Here is an 881-nt window from a genome sequence, read left to right as displayed (position 1 = left end):
CTCGCGTCGATCGACCTGCGGCCGCGGACGCTGGCGAGCAAGGTTCCGTTCGTCGTGCTGATCATCGGCGCGCTCGGCCTGGGGCTGGGCCTGACCCTGTGGTTGTCCACCGACTCCGCCGAGCGGTCCTATCAGTTGAGCCACGCCCGTGAGAAGAACCGGATGCTGCAGCAGCAGAAGGAGTCGCTGGAACGTGATGTGCGCGAGGCGGAATCGGCGCCCGCGCTGGCCGAAGCGGCCCGCAAACAGGGCATGATCCCGACGAGGGACACCGCGCACCTGGTCCAGGACCCGGCCGGTAACTGGGTCGTCGTCGGCAGCCCGAAGCCCGCCGACGGCGTTCCGCCGCCGCCGCTGAACAGCAAGATCTCCGACGCGCCCCCGCCGGCCCCACCGCCCCCGCCGCTTCCGCCGGAGGTCCCGGTCCGGGTGATGCCCGCGCCCGGGGCCCCTCCGGTGCCGGCGAGGTCGGGACCTGAAGCGCTGTTGCGGGCCCCGGACGGCTCGTCGACCGTGGGCGGCCAACACCTGCCCGCGCAGCTGCCCGTCGCGCCGCTGCCGGGGATGCCGGGCGGCCCGGCAACCGGGCACTTCCAGGGTGTGGTGCCGGTGCTGCCGACGCCGGGACTGCCGTCCCCGGCCGCCCCGGCGCAGCCTCCGGTGCCCGCCGAGGTCTCGATTCCCATGGGCGGCCTGCCGATCCCGGCCCCCGCACCGGTGCCCGCTCCGCTGCCCGCGGAAGTGCCGGTCCCGGTGCGGCCGGCAATGCCCGGTCCGGCCGCGCCAGCCCCTCAGGCCCCGCAACCGAGCGCGCCGATGATCAGCACGACGAACGGAACCTTGCTCGCCAGCGTCCGCGGCCGCAGGTCGATCGACGCGAG

General features: G+C 75.0%; 1 pseudogene. It reads left to right on the top strand.

Annotation, left to right across the window (positions count from 1 at the left end):
* A pseudogene (locus A5712_RS20520) lies at positions 1–881 on the top strand (hypothetical protein); the annotation flags it as partial.

It is taken from the genome of Mycobacterium sp. E2327 (assembly GCF_001672675.1).
In the GTDB taxonomy this organism is placed as follows: Bacteria; Actinomycetota; Actinomycetes; order Mycobacteriales; family Mycobacteriaceae; genus Mycobacterium.
The sequence above is the reverse complement of the archived record's forward strand: the minus strand, read 5'-3'. Positions and strand labels throughout refer to the sequence as shown.